Consider the following 19,251-nt stretch of genomic DNA (forward strand, 5'->3'; position numbering starts at 1 on the left):
CGTCCAATGGAGCGATGGAGGGCGTGGTGGTTAAACCCGCTTGGTGAAGCGTTAGCATGCTCGGTTCCTGCGCATCAGTAGGTACAGGAAGTAGGGGCCGCCCAGCAGGCTGGTGAGTAACCCGACGGGGATTTCCGCAGGGGCGGCGACGGTGCGGGCGAGCGTATCGGCGACGACCAGCAGCAGTGCGCCGCCCAGCATCGAGGCGGGGAGTAGCAACCGGTGGCCAGGCCCCAGCCAGAGCCGCAGGCAGTGGGGTACCAACAGACCCAAAAAGCCAATCACCCCAGTGAGCGCCACGCAAAGCCCGACGCCCAGCGAGGTAGCGACCACCACCCGGCGTTTTAAACGCGCCGCATCCAGCCCCGCCGCATGAGCGGTGGACTCGCCTAGCTGCAGCAGGTCAAGTTCGCGCGCGCTGCGCATTAACAGCCACAGGGCAATGGCAATGAGCACCAGGGCGAGCGCTGTGGTGCGCCACAGGGCGTTAGTCAGCGTGCCCATGCCCCATAAACTAAGCTGGCGAAGCTGCTCATCGCTGGCGATAAAGGCTAAAACCCCACCGCCAGCCCCAGCCAGGGTATTGATGGCCAAGCCAGCCAGCAGCAGGGTCATCACGGCAGCACTGCCGCCGCCTTGGCGCTTGGCGATGCCAAAGACAATCAAACAGACGCATAAGGCGCCCAGAAAGCCTGCTGCAAACTGGCCGTATAGGCTGCCGGCGCCGCTATCCTGAAACAGCACAATCCACACCGCCACAAAGAGCCCGGCGCCACTGGCAAGGCCGAGCAGGGTCGGGTCGGCCAGCGGGTTACGAAATAGCCCCTGCATGGCGGCGCCGCTACCGGCGAGCATCGCGCCCACCGCCACGCCGAGTAGCAAGCGCGGCAGACGCAGCTGCCACCACACTTGAACACTGAGCGGGTCGGCCTGGCCGCTGAGTAAGCCCCAGGGGGAAATGCCCAGCGCGCCGGAGGCGGCTGACCAGCCCAAGGCCAGCAGCAGCGCGGCGGTTAATCCGACGAGCACTCGGACTGCTCGATTAATCGGCAGCCGCGCTCGAAAGCGGTAAGCGTTGAGGATGGCAATCATGGGCTTATCTTGGCGGTGCTTTTCTGAGCATTAGTCGATGCGCCCAGGAGTGTTTCGACGTCCTGGCGCAAAGCGAGTAATTGATCGGGGGTACGCGGGCCAAAGCCGAGCAGGGCTTGAACGTTAACCACAATCAGCTGTTGCTTGCGGCCTGCGGGGGTTAACGCCAAGCCGGGTAACTGCCATAGCGCGGCTTTACCGCCCATTGCTGCCAGGCCCCGTTCGGAGACAATCACCACGTCCGGCGATTGTCGGGCCAGCGCTTCGGCGCCCACGCTGTGGTAGCCCTGCATCTCGGCGAAGGCATTGTCCAGGCCCACCGCTTCAAGCGCGCTATGCGCTGCGGTGTCGCTGCCTGCCGCCCGAGGGGTTAAGCCGCTATGCTGCATGATAAACATCGCGCGGGTTGGCGGTAGGACGGGCATGCTGGCCAGCCGGTTAAGTTTGTCGTTCAAGTCATTTGCCAAGGCTTCTGCGGCGTTTTGACGGTCGGTTAATTGGCCAACGGCGCGGACTTTATCGGCAATGGCATCAAGGCTGGGTGGGGCGTTGATGGTGGCGACGTTGACTCCCACCGCCTCCAACTGTGCCAGTACTTCCCTGGGGCCTGCTGATCCGGCGGCTAGCACTTGGTCAGGTTTAACCGACAGCACGCTTTCCGCCGAGAGCTGGCGCAGGTAACCCACCGAGGGTAGCGCCGCCATGGCGGGCGGATGCACTACCGTGTCGTCCCGGGCGATAACGTTGATATCAGCCTCCAGGGCGGCCAGGGTTTCCGCTATATCGCCCCCCAGTACCACCCAGCGTTCACTAGTCTGTTCGCGCTCCTCAGCCTGAGCCAGTGGTGTGCCTGCCAGCAGCAACCCTAAGGCCATCATTGCCAAGAGGCGAGTTTTTGAAGGGTTCATGCCACTGCCTCTTGATTGTCGAGTTCATCCAGCAGTTGCCGCCACTCGGGGCGCTCACCGCGGCCTTCCTGGCGCTGCGCGTAAATTTGCAGCGCTAGAGAGCCCTCTGAATCGAAGGCTTCGATGCTGGTCACGCCGCCGTCACGGTTGGGTTTGCTGACTTGCCATACCTGGTCAATCGTGGCGTCATCCAGGTGCAGCGTGAACTGCTCGCCGAAAAGGTTCAGCCAGCCGCGGGCTCGTTGCGGGGCGGGCAATGTGCCGGTGCGAATCTGCACGCAGCCGGGACTTGCGACAAACAGCATCAACGGCAGCGCACGGTGGCTGGCCTGATTGAGCAGGGTTTCCAGAGTATTCACGGGCAATGAGCGGCTGTAGCGGCCTTCCATTAACTGGTTGGCCTCAATGCGCTCAAGATGATGGCGCTGGAGGAGCGCGAAGAACTGGTGTACATCGCGCATCGTGCCCCATTCGCTAGCAAGCGTGGGCACGTCGGGGAGCGGGCGCTTTAGGCGCGGCATGCTCTGGGTAAATGCCGGGGTGTCCCGAGTGCTCAAGGCCGCCAAAGTGCCCCAGGGGCGCGGCAGCGGATGCTCCAGGGCAAAGCATTTGTGAACGGCGCAGCCATGCTGATTGAATATCTGCAGGCTCCAACGCCACTGCGCTTCTTCCTCATTGATGGAAGGCATCGGGTCGCGAATCAAGCAGGCCCAGTGCCAGTGAGCGTAGAGTAGCCGTAAGTCCAGGCCGCCGGGATCGAGCAGCAGCCCCGTATGCTCCCCGCCGCTTAGTTCTGGGTAGTCGCCGGTTTGCTCAAGCACGGCCAGTCGCGAGCGGGTCAGTGCTTTAATCTGCCCCAACTGTGGCAGGCGGGCGGCGAGATCGTTGGGCGCGAGTGGCAGTGTCCAGACGTCACGGCCCAGGCGGGCAGCCTGAAGCTCGCCTTCGCTGATGGCTAAACGTTCGGCAATTTCAATCGCGGGTAGCCGCGGCTGCGCGGCGCGTGCCGCGTCAAAAGCTTCGATAATCGCGATCTGTTGGGATGGAATCATGACGTACCTCGATAGGGTTCACTGCATGGATTTACCACTGCCAGTTAAGGGTGGCGAACAGGCTGCGTCCATCGCCCAGGCTGCCGTCGGGGCGGTACCACACCTTGTCGCCAATATTGGCGAGACGCAGCGAGGTATCAACGGCCGGAGTGACTTGCCAGGCGAGATGCACATCGTGAAGCCCGTAGCCGGGCAGGCGTTCGTCATCGCCTTGTTTGTCAAACGCGCGGGCAAAGCGGGCCTGCCAGCCTAAGCGGACATCGCCACCGTGAAGCGCAATGTCACTCCCCAACGTGGCTTCCTGCGGCGTTTGGCTGCCCAGCGGTTCGCCGGTGTCGCGGTCTTTGCCGGACACTTCCGAAAGACCCACAAAGCTGGTGAGTAGCGGGAAGGCGCTGGGCTGCCAAGTTACGCGAGCGTCATAGCCCCACAGCTGGGCGCGCTGTACGTTCACCGCTTGGGTGGTGCCCGCCATAATGTCGACTTGGGTGTCGATAAAGTCGTCCGCGCGAGTATCGAAGTAGCTGGCGCGCAGCTGCCAGTCGCCTTGGTGCCACACCACGCCGCTCTCCCAGGTGTGGCTGGATTCAGGCGAGAGGTTGGGATTGGGAATCCAGTAGTTATCCGGTGTACAGAAGAAGGGCCCGGCGCAGAAACCGGCAAAATGGCGCTCGTTGGCGTAAAGCTCGGAAAGGCTGGGAGCCCGGAAAGCTTCGGCGTAGCCCGAGAACAGCATTAAAGCGTCATCGGGCCGCCAGGCAAGGCGAAAACGCGGTGACACTTGGTCGTGGACGCTATCGGCATCGTTTTGGCCGCTGGCGTCGTAACGGTCGTAGCGGGCTCCCAAACCAACATCAAACTGCCCGGCGCCGCCGTCGGCTAGATAGCGTCCAGCGGTAAGGGTGGTGTCGAGATAAGCTGACTGGGTGTCGATATCGGCGTCGGGGAAGCCATTGGCGTCGCCATCCGGCCGTTGGCGGGCCTGCTCCAGTTCGGCACCGAACACCAGCGTTTGCGAGAGCCAACCATGATCCATGGCGTGGTAGCCGTCGCTCTGTAGCCCGACCCGCTCTAGGGTGCGGTTGGCCTGGGGCTCGTCGATAGCCTGCTGGCTAAAGGTAAGCCGAGAGGTGATTTCGGTTACCCCGCTGGGCTGCCAGCGGTGGCCCAACTGGACGTTGTTGCTTTCCACATCGCGGTCACGCAGCGGATTGCTGGCATCGGTTGAAAGCTGCTGTGGGTTGGCGGGCTGGGTGGCGCTTTCGTCGTAATGCTGCCAGCTCATAAATACCCGCTGGTCGTCGCTTGGCTCCCAACCGCCTTTTAGCAGCAGGCTATTGAGGGCGGCATCCTCTTCGGCTTCATCGCCTCCGGCGCGGCGAATATCGCCGGATTCACTGCGGCCCACGGAAAACAGTCCATCGACTTGGCCGTTGGCGGTGTCGCGGCGGCCAAAGGTGGTCAGGCTGCCGCGCAGCTCGTCGCTGGCCGTGGCGCCTCCCACTGACAAGCGCACGCCACTGTCTTCGCCTGGGGCAAGCAGATCATCGGCATCCACACTGGTGAAGCTGACCACACCGCCCATGGCATTGCTGCCATATAGGCTGGAGAGCGCACCCCGGGCGATCTGTACCTCTTGAATCAACGCCGGGTCGAGGAAGAAGTTGCCGATGTGGCCGGTAGAGATGTCCTGACGAACCCCATCCAAACGCACCAGTACGCCTTTGCGGTCAAAGCCACGCATGCTCAGGGTTTGGCCGTTGCGGCGGCCTTGTCCAGCAACGTGGAGACCAGGCTGGCGGCTCAGCACGTCTTCAACGCGGCTGGCGGTGGCCAGCACGGCGTCATCGCGATCGATAATATCGATAATCAGCGGCGCCCGGGAAAGATCGGTTGGTGCTCGGGTGCCGGTGACCGTGACAGGATCGAGGTCTGCTGCGTGTACTGAAAGCAATGGAAGAAAAACCAGGCAAAGGCCACTGAGAGAGCGTGTATAAGTCATGAGCCAGACGGTTCCAACTAACAGAAATGATTGAAAATGGCTGGCTGAGTGCGGTTGCCCCGCGACCTGGCTGGCGATTGTCTCTAGAATTTCTCTAGATAAAACGTTCAAGCGGTCAGGATGAGTTTCCCGCTTTTGGTGCGGCGTAGCACGTAGCGCCGCTGTTCATGGTGAATAACCAACTGCCCCGCATCACCCAACAGATCATGGCTATCCACCTCTTGTGGAGCGGTAGGCGTGCTGCCCCTAGCGCGCTGATCGGACAGCGGCATAAGATCTAATTCCTTATGTTAATGATAACTATTAGCGATAATCTAGCAAAGTTGAGCAATTCTCTCAACAGAATTTGGCAGACAGAGGTGTGATGGCTTTCGCCATTATTCATATAAATGCAGACACGCCGTCATCGCACTGACATTTAGCCTAGTTAGCCTACCCCTCTGTGAAGTCGTTAGCGTAAAAGCGATCAGGGGGAGACTAAAATGAGCAAAGAGATCGAAGATCATCGTCTGTTTAACCACAGTGGCAACGAACCTTTTGCTGAGGTGTTGGCGCGGCATGTGTCCCGGCGCGATGTAATGCGTGGAGGGTTGGGCGTGGCGGCCGCCTCAATGCTTAGCTTTGGCGGGGCTGCCCAAGCGCTCGCTTCAAGCGGGGCGCAAAAAACGCCTTTAACACTGGCGTTTGAGGCGGTGAATGGGTCGCTTACCGATGCCGTCGTGGTGCCGGAAGGTTACGTTGCTCAGGTGTTGGTGCCATGGGGCACCCCGTTGAATCAAAATATTTCGTGGCAGCCTGACCAACCCATGACCCCGGAACACCAATTAGAGAGCGTAGGTATGCATCACGACGGCATGGCCGGTTTTGCCCTGGATGTCGACAACGCCTCGCAGCGTTTTGTGCTGGCGCTAAACAATGAATATATCGACCAGGCGGCGCTCTGGGCCCCTCAGGGCGGCCCCACTAACGTGGAAGAGGGCCAGCGGCCTGCGGATGAGTCGCGCACTGAGATCAACGCTCACGGTGTCACCCTTGTTGAGGTTGAAAAAGACGCCAATGGCCAATGGGTGCATGTGCCTGGGTCGCGCTATAACCGCCGCCTTACCAGCGCGACGGTGATGGCGCTTTCTGGGCCAGTGGCGGGCAGTGACTACGTCAAAACACGCTTTTCGCCTGAGGGCGCTCAAACACGTGGCACCAATAACAACTGTGGTAATGGGGTAACGCCCTGGGGAACCTATATTGCCTGCGAAGAGAACTGGCCCAACATATTTGTGAATCATGGTGAGCGTTTCCAGGACGACGCACGTATCGGGATTCCTACCGATAAAAGCCGCTATGGCTGGGACACCTCGGCAGGCGATGCCTCTGAAGAGAATGACGAGTTTGCCCGCTTTGATATCACCCCGCGCGGCGATCGCGCCGTAGACGATTACCGCAACGAGGCGCGCACGTTCGGCTATCAGGTGGAAGTTGATCCATATAGCGATGCCCTCGCGGTTAAGCGCACAGCACTTGGCCGTTTCCGCCATGAAGGCTGCTGGCTAGGCAAGCTGGAAGCGGGCCAGCCGGTGGTGTTCTATTCAGGTCACGATGCTCGTAACGAATACGTATATAAATACGTGTCTGACGCTGCCTGGGATCCCGCCGATGCTAACCGCCCCGGTGAGAAGTACGACCGCCTTGCCATTGGCAATAAATATATGGATAACGGCACTCTCTATGTGGCGCGCTTTCATGCCGACGGCAGCGGTGAGTGGTTGCCATTGACGCCAAGCGCTCAAACACGCGGTGGCCGCACGCTGGCAGCGGCACTGGGCCTGGCCGACGACGATAGAGCGGGTATTATCATCAACACCTGCGATGCAGCGGATTTAATGGGAGCCACGCCAATGGATCGTCCTGAGTGGGCATCCGTTGACCCCGCCTCAGGCGAGGTGTATCTCACACTCACCAATAATTCCCAGCGCATCGAAGAAGGTGCATCGCCAACCTATACCAACGGTGGCGATAGCCTTGAGCAGACGGGCGTGGGTTACGATTTGGCACCGACTAATGCGGCTAATCCGCGCGCTAATAACGAGCAAGGGCATATTATCCGCTGGCGGGAAAGCCGGCTGCCCAACGCCTTCACCTGGGAAGTGTTTGTGTTTGGTGCGGCTGCTGACGATGCAGATAACCACTCGGGCTTAAGTGAGATGAACCAGTTTGCGAGCCCCGACGGACTCTGGTTCGACGAGCGCGATGATGGCCAGGGTATCCTCTGGATCCAAACCGATAACGGCTACGAAGGTGTTACGGAGCACACCAACGACCAGCTGCTCGCGGTGGTACCTAACGGGCTGGACGATATTCAAGGCACCGGCCCAGTGGTTAACAGCAGTAACCAGCAGCAGCTTAAACGTTTTGCAGTAGGCCCCAACGGCTGTGAAGTCACTGGCATATTTGCTACGCCGGATAAAACGGCGCTGTTTATTAACATTCAGCATCCGGGTAACTGGCCAGCTGATGGCGATGCATTGGTGCAAGACGCCACTGTCGCCGCTAGCGGTCAGGTTCGCCCTCGGGCATCGACCGTTGTCATTCAAAAAAGCGATGGCGGGCCGATAGGGGTGTAAAAAGCAGGCGATGAGCACAAAGCCTGGACGCTATATTAGGCGCTTAAAACGCTATTAAGGGCTTCATTAAAAGCTTCGAACCTCTCCCGGGTTCGAAGCTTTTTTTTGCTTTTAGGGCCTGTTGAACTTGCCGCTTTTCTGGCGGGCTTCTAACGCGTGAAGGGCATCGACCTTCAATGGGAGTCGGTAGGCCCAAAGAATATCTTCACGACAATGGCCAATATCCAGCAGAATCTGGTCGTCGTAGGCCAGTAGCGGCAGTATATGGCGGCGGAAAAGCCGCCGACGCCGATAGCGCCACCAGCGCATATCTATCGCGCGAATTAATCGCATTGACGGCATGGCAGGCATGTAAAAATGCAATTGTGGCGGCTTGGGCGGCGGTGCCAATTGGCTCGCTTTTTTCCATGCATGATGGGCATGTTGGGTCGGATTTTCACACTTCATCGCGCACCTCCTTTTTCACCACGACTGTGCAATAAGCGGCGCCTGGGCACCGGCTGGACAGCGGTGATCTGTGGTTAATACGTGGAGGGTCGCGACCTCTGGTTATCAGCTTGGCGCTTTGACTTGGATCAATCAAACGAAAAGATCTACACTGGGTGTTAAGTTTTTCTGAAAGGTAGGCGTGATGAACCAACTCTCTACCATAGCTCCCAGCCGGGCTGCCTTACCGCTACTGGATAGCGAGGTGCTGCGCACCTTTGTGACAATCGCGGAGAGTGGAGGCTTCACCCGTGCCGCCCAGCAGCTATTTCGTACCCCTTCCGCGCTGAGCATGCAGATCAAACGCCTGGAAGAAACGCTCGGGCAAACGCTGTTTGTGCGCGAGGCGCGCTATGTGCGCCTGACTTCCGAGGGTGAAGTACTTCTGGGCTACGGACGGCGGTTGCTTAAGCTCAATGCCGAAGCCGTCACCCAGTTTTTAGCCCCCACCATAGAAGGGCGCGTGGGACTGGGAATCACGGACGACGTCGTAGGGCGTATCCTGCCTACGGTGCTCGCCCAGTTCGCCCGCTCGCATCCAGCAGTGCAGGTTGATGTGGTGGTGGGGCGCAGCAAAGATTTGCTCGCCCAGTTGGATGATGGGGAGCTGGATCTGGCGCTGGTGATGAGCGTAGAGCCTGGTCAGGCGACACGCGGCGACATTGTGCATAGCGAACCGTTAGTGTGGGCGGGCCGTGAGGATGGTGTTGCCGTACAGCGAACGCCACTGCCGGTGACCTTGGCCCAGCAGGGGTGCGCGTGGCGTAGAATTACCCTGAACGCCCTTGATCATGCAGGTATTGATTACCGGATCGCCTACTCCTGCGACCACTGCGCCGGGCAGGAAGCCGCTATGTTGGCCGACTTGGCCGTGACGGCCTTCCCGAAAAGCTTGATCCGGTCGCCGCTCAAACGCCTCCACAACGACTCATTGCCGCCACTAGGGGATTATCAAGTGGCGCTGGTGAAGCGTGCAGGCAGCAGTGATGCCAGCGAGGTATTGGCCGAACGCGTGGTAGAGGCGTTTCGGGAAGGATAAAGTCATAAGTTTAAGATAACGGAAGTATTTCTTCGATGAGTGTCCTGGCCGACGCCCGCTTGGTTAATGTGGATGCGCTTCACCGAGTGGTGGGGGGGGGGTAATAAAACCCTTGTGATTCACGTTTATCGCTCGGGCTTCCCATACGCCGCCAAAAACACATCCACGGCGCTACTGATCTGGCGGTGAAGCTCCTCATCGCTGGGCGATTGACGTACACCCATGCTGACTTCGGTGACCAGCATGCCTTGCCACATGCTGCACAGCTGGTCGGCAGCAAGTGAGGGCGTGCCAAGCGTTAAGTGCCCGGCACTGGCTAACCCTGTTAACTTATCTTCCAGCCATTGTTGCATTGCCCAGGGGCCTGCCTCGAAATAAGCCTGTAGCAACTCCGGGTACTGCTCACCCTGAGCATTCATCACCCGCTCGACCGCCAGCACATGGGGCTCTAATAAAAAACGCACAAGACTCAAGCCGACCTCGATCAGCGACTGGCGCGCCGCCTCGTGGGTATCGGGCAGCTTATCTAACCCGCGGCGGATGGTGACGGTTTCACGACGGATCACACTGCCAAACAGTGCCTCTTTGGTCACAAAGTGGCCGTAGACTGTGACTTTGGAAACACCCGCTTCTCGGGCAACGGCTTCCATCGTTACGCCCTCTAAGCCGTAACGAAAAAACAGACTTGTCGCTGCATCCATCATGGCATCCCGTTTAGCCATATCCTTGGGTCGGCCCGCGCGGCGCTTTGGTTCAGGCGAGGTATGTTGAGAGTCTGTCATCTGGTGCAATCCGTGCCCATTGAGTAAATAAATATTGAACGTTCACGTACAGATATTATAGTGAACGGTATCGTTCAAGAATAAACTATTTCGAGGCCATTATGGGCAGGCTATTAGCGTCTTCTTGGCGCCACCGAGTGCGCGGCACGCTGGTGGCGCTGCTGATGGTAGGTGCCACACTGGCAGCGGTGTTTTTCCTGACCCGCCAGCACAGCATTGCTCAGCAAACCCGCCAGCAAGGCGCTGATAACGCTCTGCTGCAGGTGACGACCGAGGCCCTGGAGCAAGCCGAACAGCTGCAGCGCGATGTACGCTTAACCGGGCGTGTGGTGGCGCGCCAGTCGGTATCACTGGCGTTCGAACCCGCGGGTCGGGTTATTGCTGTGTCAGCAGACAGAGGCGATGCGGTTGAGCAGGGGGATGTGCTTGCCACGCTGGATACCCGCCGATTGGAAAGCCGCTTAGCGGAGGTAGCCGCGCGGAGTGAAGAAGCCCGTGCCAGCCTCGCCCTGGCTCAGCGCCAGGAGGAGCGTGAAGCACAGCTAAACCAGAATAACTTTGCCAGCCGCACCGCACTGGATCAGGCCCGGACAGATCGACTGACCCTTCAGGCTCGCCTGGCGGCGCTGGCAGCCGAGCGCGATAGCCTTACCGCCGATTTGGATGACAGCACGTTAAAAGCGCCCTTTGCCGGACGAGTGATCGAGCGCCATGTCAGTGTCGGCAGCTTGGTGAGTAGCGGCACTACCGCTTTTGATCTTATCGATGTCGAGCAGTTAGAAGCACATCTTGGCCTACCTGCAGTGCTGGCCGAGACGTTTACCCCAGGCGAAACCGTTGAGCTGAGCGTCAATGGCGAGGAGGTCAACGGAGAGGTGCGCGCTCGGCTTCCCCAGGTTGACCGTGACAGCCGTACCCAGACGCTGGTGGTATCGCTGGAAGCCCCAGACCACGCCGTGCCCGGCGATCTGGCAGAATTGCGCTACACGATCACCGAGCCCGCAAGCGGATATTGGGTGCCGTTGGACTCTCTGCAAGCAGCTGACCGTGGCCAGTGGAACATCTTGGTGGCCGAGCCGCTAGAGAACGATCACTACCGTGTGGCCCAGGCCAGTGTGGAGCTGCTGCATAGTGAAGGCGACCAAGCCTTTGTGCGCGGCACGCTGGCACCGGGTATGTGGCTGATCACCAGTGGCACCCACCGGATTACGCCAGGTCAGCAGGTCACGCTGAGCGAGGACGTGGCCCATGACGCGCCTTGAGTGGTTATTTAACCGGCGATTGTTAGCGCTCGCCCTGGGTCTTCTCGTTGTTGCTGGGCTGTCGGCCATTCAAACGCTGCCACGTGCGGAAGACCCCCATTTGGTGGCGCGCATGGCCACCGTGTTAGTGCCTTTTCCAGGCGCCACCCCCGAGCAGGTCGAAGCCTTGGTGGCGCGTCCCATTGAGGATGAGCTACGCACCATTGCAGAGATTAGCGTGCTGGAATCCACCTCACGCCAGGGCATTGCGGTGATTAGCCTTGAGCTTGAGGACGCCGTGACCAACGTGACACCGGTGTGGAGTCGTGTACGAGACAAGCTGGCCGACGTGGCCCCGACACTGCCTGACGATGTACAAACGCCGGAGCTGCTGGATGATCGAGGCTACGCATTTAGCATCGTGGCCGCACTGCGCTGGACACTCGACTCCCCACCCAATGCCCAACTGATGGAGCGCTACGCCGAGCGCTTGGAAGCAGAATTTAGAAACGTCGCTGGCACGGAGTATACCCACCGTTTCGGCGTGGCGGGGGAGCTGGTAGAGGTGAAGGTAAACCCGCTTGAACTCAATGCCCTGGGGCTTTCCGTCGGCCAGCTGGCGGCCATTATTGAGGCAAACGATGGTCGTCGCACCGCAGGTGAAGTGATCACCGACGGCCACCGGCTGACGGTGGGGCTAAGCGGTGAGTTCGATGCGCTCGATAGGCTACGTGATATAGAAGTGGCGGCTCGTCAGGGGCAAACAGTCAGGCTTGGCGAAGTGGCTGAGCTACGCCGCGGCGTGCAAGACCCGCCAGCCGCGGTGGCGCTGCTTAACGGCGAGCGAGCGGTGTTTATCGGTGCACGCATGGCGCCTGGCCAGCGAATTGATAGCTGGGTGGACAAAGCTCAGCAGCAGTTGGCGGCGTTTGCTGACGAGTTGCCTGTCGGTATCGCGGTTGAAGAGGTTTTCGAGCAGGCCAGTTACACCAACCAGCGCTTAAGCGACGTGGCCGGCAGCCTACTGATAGGGCTAGCGCTAGTGGTGGCGATCCTGTTCCTCACCATGGGCTGGCGCTCAGCGGTGACGGTGGGGCTGGCGATTCCTGGCACGGCCCTGCTCACCCTGGCGCTCTTCAAGCCGCTGGGTATCGATATCCACCAGATGAGTATTACCGGCATTATCGTGGCGCTAGGGCTGATGGTCGACAATGCCATTGTGATGACCAACGCCCTGCGCGAGCGCTTTTTGAAAGGCGATTCAGCGCTTGCCGCTACTCGTGACACGCTGCGCCACTTAGCGGTGCCGCTACTGGCCAGCACCTTAACCACCATATTGGCGTTTATGCCGATTGTGTTGATGCCAGGCCCTGCGGGGGAGTTCGTGGGGCCCTTGGCCATGGCGGTGATGGTCGCGCTGGTAAGCTCTTATCTGGTTTCGTTGCTGCTGGTGCCTGCACTGTCACCCATGCTGTTAGCCAAGGTCGCCAATAAACCGCCAACGCCAAGTGGTAGCGGCATCAGCAATAGAGTTAAGCGCAGCTTTCGCCGTACGGTACGCAGCGCGCTGCGTCACCCTTGGGCTGCCATGATTATCACCTTGTGCGTGCCGGTGGGCGGCATGGCGTTAATGCCCACGCTGGACGTGGCGTTTTTCCCACCCGCAGACCGCGACCAGTTTCACATCGAGGTGCGCCTGCCTCCCGCCAGCAGCATGGCCAACACCGAAGCATTGGCCCACGAGATCGAGGCCATGATTCGTGAGCTGCCGGGCATCACCCGCGTCTCGGCGTTTGTGGGTGAAAGTGCGCCGATGATGTACTACAACGTGCTTACCAATGAGGATGACAACCCGGCATTTTTGCACCTGATCGTGGACACCACATCGTTAGAGGTCACTACCCAACGGGTGCCCGCTCTGCAACAGGCGCTTGATCAGCGGTTCCCCCAGGCCCAAAGCGTTGTGCGCAAGTATGAACAGGGGCCGCCGTTTAAAGCCCCGATTGAGCTACGTGTCTATGGTGATGATCTAGCGGAGCTGTCATCGCTGGGACTTGAGCTAGCGGGCCTAATGCATCAACTGCCTCAGGTTACCCATGTGCGCGCTGGCATGCAGCGTGACTTGCCCAGGTTAACCCTGGATATCGACCACACCGCACTGAGTGATGCGGGGCTAACGCCGCAGCGTCTAGCGGAACAAGTGGGGGCCGCGCTCTCGGGGCAATCGGCAGGCATGCTGCTGGAGGATACGCAGCAACTGCCTGTGCGGGTACGCTACGCCGATGAGTGGCGCACTAATGCTGAACAGCTGGCGGCGCTGCGCTTGGTCAGCGATCAAGTGGCTGAGGGCCTGCCACTGGCGGCGGTGGCAGAGGTATCACTCACGCCTGCCTGGAGTGTGATTACTCGCCGTAACGCGGAACGGGTGCAGTTGGTGCAAGGGTACCTGGTGGCCGACGCTCTTCCGGCGGTCTCCATGGCCCAACTGGATGACAAGCTTCAGGCAGCGTTGGAGTCCGAGGCGTTTCAATTGCCCCCGGGGTACCGAATCGAAACCGGTGGTGAAGCCGCCGAGCGAGATGAAGCCGTGGGCAAGTTGCTTGCCTCTGTGGTGCTGCTGGTCATAGCCATGGTGGCCACCGTGGTATTGGCATTTAACTCCTTTCGGCGGGCCGCCATCGTATTTATTGCCGGCGCCCAGGCGATGGGTATGGGCATTGTGGCGTTGCTGCTCAGTGGGCATGCGTTTGGCTTTGTGATTATCGTCGGCATTATGGGGCTGGTAGGGGTAGCGATTAATGCCACCATTATCATTATTGCTGCCTTTGATGACGATGAAGCCGCCCGCCGAGGCGATATCGATGCCATGCTGGCGGTGATCAGTGGCCCCACCAGCCGGCATATCGTTTCGACCACGGTCACTACCTTTGCGGGTTTAATACCGCTGATGGTTGCCACCGGCGGCCTATGGCCGCCCTTCGCGCAAACCGTTGGATTTGGGCTGCTCTTAGCGACGCTAGTATCGTTTTTCTTTACCCCTGCGCTTTATCGACTCTGGGTGTCGTCGCGCTCAATGGCAAACGGGGCCCATGTCTGACGTACCGGCATAATCTCGAGACGGTTGATATTGATGTGTGCTGGTAGCGTGGCCAAATAGTAAAGCTGCTCGGCAATGTCTTCTGCCTGAAGCGGTGTGGTGCCTTTATAGAGCGCATCGGAAGCGTCTTTGTTGCCCTTGGTGCGTACCAAGGTGAACTCGGTCTCCGCCATGCCGGGGGCGAGGTCAGTGACACGCACCCCCGTTCCTTGTAGGTCGCAGCGTAAGTTGTAGCTGAACTGCTGAACAAAGGCTTTCGATGCGCCGTAAACATGGCTGCCTGGGTAAGGCCACTGCCCCGCGACCGACCCCAAGTTGAGGATACTGGCACCTTCTCCAGCGGCCAGCAGGTGAGGCATGGCCGCGTGGGTGACGTTAACCAACCCGGTGATATTGGTGTCGATCATGGTATGCCAGTCGCTCAGCGATACTTGAGGCGCCGGCTCCGGTGCGAGCGCCAGCCCGGCGTTATTGATCAGGCAAGTGAGCGGCAGCAGCGTCTCGGGGAGTTGACTCAGCGCTTGGGTGACCGCGTCGCTATCGCACATCCAGCGGCACTGTCAGCACGGTGACGTGAGGAGCCAGTTCGCTCTTCAATTCGGCGAGTCGTTCTTCTCGGCGGCCAGTCAGGATTAGCGACCAGCCAGCTTTGGCAAATCGCCGCGCCGCCGCTTTACCAAATCCTGATGTTGCACCGGTAATTAATACGCTAGGCATGAGGGATCTCCTTTCTAATCAAGTCAACATTGCGTTCACTTTATAGTGCGGGAAGTAACGCGCTTAGGGCCAGTTAATTTGATCAACTGTGACATCGACTGTCCTACCTGCGAGGCATGTTTGGCTCTATAGAAGGACGAGTAGATATCACTAGGCTGATCGGTAAACTATTGCCGAATCCCATACGCTGCCGAAGCGCTTTATCAAGCCATTGAAGAAGCGACTGAGGCGCTACCCCAGCATCCCTACCTGTATCGCCCAGGTCGCGTTGTAGGTACGCGAGAAGACGTGGTAAACCCCAACTATATCCGCTTAGCAGCAGGCTTTATTGAGATCGTTCACGTCCTGCACGCACGCCAGGAATATCCTTAGCTAATCATTACCCCAACTGTCGGCGCCAGCGGTTCTCAATGGTATCCAACTCTGCCGGGCCGTAATGCGCATGGTCATGCTGCCCGTAGTACGCCCATAATTGGTCGCCGTAATCGAAGTGCCACCATTCGCTGGGCAGGTTGGTGAAGCCTTGCTGGTGCATGGTGTGATACAGCAAGCGGCGGTGATCCCGCGCCTTATGCTGCTGCGGCGTTAACGTTTCCAGATGCTCAAAATAGTCGCTGTGAGACGCCGGTAGCGCCTCGTCAAACAGGGTGCCCATATCCAGCGGCAGGCCATCGGCATCACAGAGCGTGACGTCGACGGCGCCGCCGGTGAGGTGCGGACTGGGGGCTAAAGGGTCGCGGCTGGGTACTGAGACAAACTCCCTTGTCCTTTCCAGTAGTTCCGCTTCACTGAGGTCAGGCTGGTGATGGTGGATGGCTTCCTGCAGGGTATCAAACAAGTATTGCTGCACCCGCCATGGCCGCCAGCCGTCCAGTACGATTAAACCGATACCCTCGGGTAAGCTGCGCGCCGCGGTGAGCAATGCCCGATAAACCCCTTCACGCACAAAACACTCCGGGATCGCGCCGGGAATACCCAGCCGAGCGTAGGCGGGGTAGACGCTGACCGGTGCGGGGGCGAGACTCATCGGTACCAGGCGCTCACCGTTATCTTCAATAGGCGCTCGGCGCAGCTGCTCCCAGCAGGGGGCTGGGTGGCTGGGTATAGGCGGAAGAGTCTTCAGTAGTGTGTTTAAAGGCATTATGTTATCCAAGCTGGTTATCAAAACTGAGTAGGCAACCACAGCGTCAGCGATGGAAATAAGATTAATAGAATAAGCACCGCAATCGCTGTCAGCACAAAGGGCCAAATGGTTTTGAACAGCGACACTATCTCTAGCCGACTGACCGCGGCGGCCACGAACACACAGGCCCCCAGCGGTGGCGTGATCAAAGCGATGGTAATGTTCAGCGTGATAATGATACCCAGATGGATCGGGTCGATACCCGCCATCATGGCCACCGGCGCAAAGATAGGCGTGAGTAGCATCAATGCCGATACTTCTTCCATAAACATCCCGGTGACAAAGGTGACCGCGCTGAGCAGCAACAAAATAATCACGCTATTGTCCACGTAGGGCGCTAACAGCGAGACAAATTGCTCCGGCACCTGGGCATAGGAGAGCAGCCAGCTGATCGTCGCAGAAGCCGCCATGATCAGAAAAATCGCCGAGGTCAAGCGCGCTGTATCGACAATCGCTCGCCAGCACTCTTTCAGGCGTAACCCACCCAACACAAAGCCACATATGGCGACATAAAGCGCTGTCAGCGCGCCGGATTCTGTGGGTGTCACAAAGCCAAGGACGATGCCGGCAACGATTATAAAGGGAGCGATAAGTGCAGGGAGAGCGGTGACGAAGGCCATGCCTAGCTGGCCAATGGAAGGCAGCTGACCGCTTTTGGGGAGTCGGTGACGCCAGGCATACCAGGCATTCATGCCCATAAAGGCAACACCCAGCAGCAGACCCGGCACGACACCCGCCAGAAATAGATCGCCTACTGAGGTGTTCGTCAGTGAAGCGTAGAGGATCATAAAAATACTGGGGGGAATAATCGGGCCGATCAGCGAGCTACCGGCGGTCAACCCAGCGGCAAAGGCTCTTGAGTAGCCCTCCTTCTCCATGGCCGGTACTAACAGCGACCCCAGTGCCGAAGTATCCGCCACCGCTGAGCCATTGACGCCTGCGAAGAAAACGCTCGACACCACGTTGACGTGGCCCATGCCTCCCCGCAAGTGCCCCACTATCAGGCGAGCGAATCCCATCAGGCGCTCTGTTAAGCCACTGACGTTCATCAGGTTGCCAGCGAAGATGAATAACGGAATAGCCATCAAGGAGAACACATTGATACCGCCAAAGAATTGCTGGGGCAGCATACGTGGAATCATCGAAGGGTCGACAAACAGAAATCCCACTATCGCGGTGGTCAGTAGCGCGATGAAAAGAGGAAGCCCAAGCAAAACGTGGCCGAGGAAAACCGCCAGCATAGTAAGCGTCATAGGTTGTCCTCTACGGTTTTGAGTGGCGCAGGGCCATAAAGCAGTACATGCCAAGTCAGTAGTAAAAAGCCAACGGGTAGCGAGAGGAGTGGCACCGTGCGGCTAATGCCAAGCCCTGATGTGGTAAACATGCTGACCGAGAGCGCATAGCGATAGCTTACCCATGCGCCCCCCGCTGCAATCAGTAGGGTGAGTAGCCACTGGTACACATTCAGCAAACGAGCGAAGGAAGTTGGCAGCAGCTTCTCCAACAGGCCAACGCGCATGTGACCCCCTTCCGACCAGACGGCGCCAGCGGCGAGCATCACGGTGGCGATGATCAAGAAGCGGGATAGCTCATCTGTCCAGATAGGCGCGCCACCGGCGATGTAGCGGGCAAACACGCCATACAATATGGCCGCAACATTGAGGGTTAGCAGCGCGCCCGCCATCGTTAGGGTAACAGGGCGGCTGATCGCCAAAAGACGGGATCGAAGCGTATTAAACATGTCAGCCTTCCATGAAGCACAGAAACGTTAAGCACTAGAACATTAAGTACTGGGATATTAAGTACTGGAAATAGGGGACCGGTAAGGTGCCAGCCCCTGTTGTTGCCATCGTTGCAATGGTTACAACGGTGTTAACAGCCGTTATTCGAGCAGATCGCTCATGCCCGCATCTTCCAGCGCCATATCGATCCAGCGTTGCTCGATATCACGTTCTTCGAGCCATTCAAGATAAGCGGGCTGACCAATCTCGCGGAAAGCGGTGAGTTCCTCTTCAGAGGGACGAATCACTTCCATACCTTGTTCTTCCAGGTAGGCGATACGTGAATCGACCTGCTCTTCATTATGCTCACGGGCATTGTGGTTAGCTTCGGCGACGGCTTCCTGAAAGGCATCACGAAGCTCGTCATCCCAACCAGCGATCATGTCGCTGTTGCCCACCAGGAACTGGTTCGAGTACTGGATATTGGCCAGGGTAAGGTAGTCCTGCACTTCGTAAAGGCTGCCCAGGATGATATACATCGGCGGGTTCATTTGGCCGTCCGCTACCCCAGTGCGCAGTGCCATGTAGGTTTCTGTCCAGGGCACGGGCGTGCCTGATGCGCCGAAGGACTCATAGAGAGCAACCTGGCTGGGATCCATGGCCCGAAAACGCAGCCCTTCAAAGTCGTCAGGACTGCTGATAGGCCTTTCGTTATTGGTGAACGCTAAAAAGCCGCCTTCTTCCACGACTGCCAGCATATCGATGCCGGCACGCTCCTTCAGCGCCTCACTGACTTCTTGCCAATACTCACCTTCATCGAAGAAGGTGCGGGCCGCATCAAAATCGTCGAACAGAAACGGAATAGCACTGACGAAAATCTCATCGACGAGAGGCGAGACACCCGCAAAGGACGCCACGTTGAGCATCGGCGTGCTCATGGTCTGTTCCATGCGCTCCTGCTCTTCGCCCAGCGAGCTATTGGGATATAGCTCTAATTGAATCTGGTTGTCGGTTTTTTCCTCAACCAGTTCCTTTAGGTTAGTGGCAAAGACGTGTACGGCATTCTTTTCGGGGTCGGGGGCGCCGTTGTAACCCAAATTGATAGTGGTCTCGGCGATGGCATTGCCAGTCATTAGGGCAGAGCCGATCAGGCAAGCCGAGAGGAGCCGCTTGGGTGAAAAGCGTTGAGTCAACATAGGGTGAGTAAACATAGTAAGTCTCCTGGTTTATTGTCGTGAGCTATGAGGCGCTAAGGGCGCGTTATTGGATTTATAAGGAGCGCCTTACTGGAAGACTAGGTATTGATGTGTTGA

General features: G+C 58.6%; 16 protein-coding genes and 1 pseudogene. 5 read left to right on the forward strand and 12 right to left on the reverse strand.

Annotation, left to right across the window (positions count from 1 at the left end):
• Window positions 1-51: 51 nt before the first annotated feature.
• The 5 genes from BLR97_RS13105 to hemP form a co-directional block, all read right to left on the reverse strand.
• Window positions 52-1,092: a FecCD family ABC transporter permease gene (locus BLR97_RS13105; RefSeq protein ID WP_244511306.1), complete on the reverse strand. Its 1,041-nt coding sequence runs from the start codon at window positions 1,090-1,092 to the stop codon at window positions 52-54.
• Window positions 1,089-2,000 carry a heme/hemin ABC transporter substrate-binding protein gene (locus BLR97_RS13110; protein WP_244511307.1) on the reverse strand — a complete coding sequence of 304 codons (912 nt, stop codon included), beginning with the start codon at window positions 1,998-2,000 and terminating at the stop codon, window positions 1,089-1,091. The genes BLR97_RS13105 and BLR97_RS13110 overlap by 4 nt, the downstream gene beginning before the upstream one ends.
• Window positions 1,997-3,052, reverse strand: coding sequence for a ChuX/HutX family heme-like substrate-binding protein (locus tag BLR97_RS13115; RefSeq protein WP_089706983.1), 1,056 nt, complete (start codon window positions 3,050-3,052; stop codon window positions 1,997-1,999). The genes BLR97_RS13110 and BLR97_RS13115 overlap by 4 nt, the downstream gene beginning before the upstream one ends.
• A gap of 31 nt (window positions 3,053-3,083) precedes the next feature.
• Window positions 3,084-5,054, reverse strand: a complete 1,971-nt coding sequence (locus tag BLR97_RS13120) for a TonB-dependent receptor domain-containing protein (RefSeq protein ID WP_089706984.1) — start codon at window positions 5,052-5,054, stop codon at window positions 3,084-3,086.
• A 107-nt stretch (window positions 5,055-5,161) separates the two neighbouring features.
• The gene (hemP, locus tag BLR97_RS13125) at window positions 5,162-5,326 is read right to left on the reverse strand and encodes a hemin uptake protein HemP (RefSeq protein ID WP_089706985.1); all 165 of its coding nucleotides are present in this window, start codon (window positions 5,324-5,326) and stop codon (window positions 5,162-5,164) included.
• A 210-nt stretch (window positions 5,327-5,536) separates the two neighbouring features.
• Between hemP and BLR97_RS13130 the strand changes: the two genes are divergently transcribed.
• On the forward strand, window positions 5,537-7,672 hold the full coding sequence (locus BLR97_RS13130) for a PhoX family protein (protein ID WP_089706986.1): 2,136 nt from the start codon (window positions 5,537-5,539) through the stop codon (window positions 7,670-7,672).
• A 111-nt stretch (window positions 7,673-7,783) separates the two neighbouring features.
• On the opposite strand, the gene BLR97_RS13135 is transcribed toward BLR97_RS13130, so the two are convergent.
• A complete protein-coding gene (locus BLR97_RS13135) occupies window positions 7,784-8,119 on the reverse strand; it encodes a hypothetical protein (protein WP_089706987.1) in 336 nt (111 codons plus the stop codon).
• 184 nt (window positions 8,120-8,303) lie between these two features.
• On the opposite strand from BLR97_RS13135, the gene BLR97_RS13140 reads away from it, so the two are divergent.
• Window positions 8,304-9,197: a LysR substrate-binding domain-containing protein gene (locus BLR97_RS13140; RefSeq protein WP_089706988.1), complete on the forward strand. Its 894-nt coding sequence runs from the start codon at window positions 8,304-8,306 to the stop codon at window positions 9,195-9,197.
• Window positions 9,198-9,322: 125 nt separating this feature from the next.
• Here the strand turns inward: BLR97_RS13140 and BLR97_RS13145 are convergent, their stop codons facing one another.
• Window positions 9,323-9,979, reverse strand: a complete 657-nt coding sequence (locus BLR97_RS13145) for a TetR/AcrR family transcriptional regulator (protein ID WP_089706989.1) — start codon at window positions 9,977-9,979, stop codon at window positions 9,323-9,325.
• Between the two features lie 101 nt (window positions 9,980-10,080).
• Here BLR97_RS13145 and BLR97_RS13150 point away from each other — a divergent pair, with 101 nt between their 5' ends.
• On the forward strand, window positions 10,081-11,241 hold the full coding sequence (locus tag BLR97_RS13150) for an efflux RND transporter periplasmic adaptor subunit (RefSeq protein WP_089706990.1): 1,161 nt from the start codon (window positions 10,081-10,083) through the stop codon (window positions 11,239-11,241).
• On the forward strand, window positions 11,228-14,317 hold the full coding sequence (locus tag BLR97_RS13155; RefSeq protein WP_089706991.1) for an efflux RND transporter permease subunit: 3,090 nt from the start codon (window positions 11,228-11,230) through the stop codon (window positions 14,315-14,317). The genes BLR97_RS13150 and BLR97_RS13155 overlap by 14 nt, the downstream gene beginning before the upstream one ends.
• Here the strand turns inward: BLR97_RS13155 and BLR97_RS13160 are convergent.
• Window positions 14,266-15,034: pseudogene (locus BLR97_RS13160) on the reverse strand (SDR family NAD(P)-dependent oxidoreductase). The gene BLR97_RS13155 and the pseudogene BLR97_RS13160 overlap by 52 nt on opposite strands.
• 177 nt (window positions 15,035-15,211) lie before the next feature.
• Between BLR97_RS13160 and BLR97_RS20185 the strand changes: the two are divergent.
• Window positions 15,212-15,406: a type II toxin-antitoxin system RelE/ParE family toxin gene (locus tag BLR97_RS20185; RefSeq protein ID WP_089706992.1), complete on the forward strand. Its 195-nt coding sequence runs from the start codon at window positions 15,212-15,214 to the stop codon at window positions 15,404-15,406.
• A 7-nt stretch (window positions 15,407-15,413) separates the two neighbouring features.
• Here BLR97_RS20185 and BLR97_RS13170 read toward each other — a convergent pair whose 3' ends face one another.
• The 4 genes from BLR97_RS13170 to dctP form a co-directional block, all read right to left on the reverse strand.
• Window positions 15,414-16,175: a M15 family metallopeptidase gene (locus tag BLR97_RS13170; RefSeq protein WP_211605142.1), complete on the reverse strand. Its 762-nt coding sequence runs from the start codon at window positions 16,173-16,175 to the stop codon at window positions 15,414-15,416.
• A gap of 20 nt (window positions 16,176-16,195) precedes the next feature.
• Window positions 16,196-17,470: a TRAP transporter large permease gene (locus tag BLR97_RS13175; RefSeq protein WP_089706993.1), complete on the reverse strand. Its 1,275-nt coding sequence runs from the start codon at window positions 17,468-17,470 to the stop codon at window positions 16,196-16,198.
• The gene (locus BLR97_RS13180; RefSeq protein ID WP_089706994.1) at window positions 17,467-17,958 is read right to left on the reverse strand and encodes a TRAP transporter small permease; all 492 of its coding nucleotides are present in this window, start codon (window positions 17,956-17,958) and stop codon (window positions 17,467-17,469) included. The genes BLR97_RS13175 and BLR97_RS13180 overlap by 4 nt, the downstream gene beginning before the upstream one ends.
• 141 nt (window positions 17,959-18,099) lie before the next feature.
• Window positions 18,100-19,134 carry a TRAP transporter substrate-binding protein DctP gene (gene dctP / locus BLR97_RS13185; RefSeq protein WP_089707055.1) on the reverse strand — a complete coding sequence of 345 codons (1,035 nt, stop codon included), beginning with the start codon at window positions 19,132-19,134 and terminating at the stop codon, window positions 18,100-18,102.
• Between the last annotated feature and the right edge of the window lie 117 nt (window positions 19,135-19,251).

Source organism: Vreelandella arcis (genome assembly GCF_900103865.1).
Lineage (GTDB): Bacteria > Pseudomonadota > Gammaproteobacteria > Pseudomonadales > Halomonadaceae > Vreelandella > Vreelandella arcis.